Origin of the sequence: Streptomyces sp. NPDC057428 (assembly GCF_042803195.1) — a bacterium.
Taxonomy (GTDB): domain Bacteria; phylum Actinomycetota; class Actinomycetes; order Streptomycetales; family Streptomycetaceae; genus Streptomyces.
In genome coordinates this window covers 1-845 of sequence record NZ_JBHVCT010000051.1, presented here as the reverse complement: position 1 = coordinate 845, position 845 = coordinate 1, and the positions used below count along the sequence as shown (strand labels likewise).

Sequence of the window (845 nt, the reverse complement as noted above, 5' to 3'; positions counted from 1 at the left end):
CCGAGCTGGTCGCCGACGACTCACCACCCCACCCCCGAACCCCGTCCTTGGGGGGCGGCCCGCATCGCGGTCCGCCACCGATGTGCGTCACGTCCACGGGTTCGTCGTCCCCGAGTGTCTCGGATCGCGGGGGAGCGGCCCTGGTTTCCCAGGCCACGGTCGGGGCGAGAGACGGGTGCGTCAGGTCGCGGTCGCGGCGCGGCATGGTGCGGTCAGGTCGCGGTCAAAGCGCAGCCCGGGCTTCCCCATCAGGGTTGTCGTTCCGGCCTCCACGAATCCCGTACGGGCTAGCACCGTCCTCGAACCCTTGTTGTCCCGCGTCGTGCTGGCCCTGAGTGTGATCAGCCCGTACTCCGTGACGGCCAGTGCGCATACCTCCCGGACCGCGGACGTGGCCAGGCCCCGCCCGGTGAACCGCTCGGCGATGCGGTGGCCGAGATCGGCCGAACCCTCGGCCACATCCACGAGATTGACGCGGCCCAGTACGGCCCCGCCGCCGTCCGTCAGGATGTGGAAGTGATGCATGCCCGCAGCTTGCTCTGCCAGCAACTCGGCGTGACGCGCCGCGAATCCGGTGAAGTAGTCGTCGCCCCGGTCGGGGATCGATGCGGCGAAGAACGCGCGGTTCTCCCGCTCGAAGGCGAGCAGCGCCGGAGCGTGATCAGGGCGAAGGCGTTCGAGGGTGGGCATGCGCCGACGATATCCGCCTGTCTCTTTTGGGGGCGTATCGATATTCTGGCCGCCGCCTTCGCCCGGGTTCCGCAGCTCAGTGGGTGTCCGATGAGTCGAATTGGGCATCAGCGCAGGTCAGCGAGTTTCGGCTAGTGGCGGGAGCCGGTATCGCC

General features: G+C 69.1%; 1 protein-coding gene. It reads right to left on the bottom strand.

What is annotated here, in order from left to right; all coding sequences use genetic code 11:
* Positions 1-180: 180 nt before the first annotated feature.
* The gene (locus ACFU5K_RS20050; RefSeq protein WP_384063365.1) at positions 181-690 is read right to left on the bottom strand and encodes a GNAT family N-acetyltransferase; all 510 of its coding nucleotides are present in this window, start codon (positions 688-690) and stop codon (positions 181-183) included.
* Positions 691-845 lie beyond the last annotated feature (155 nt).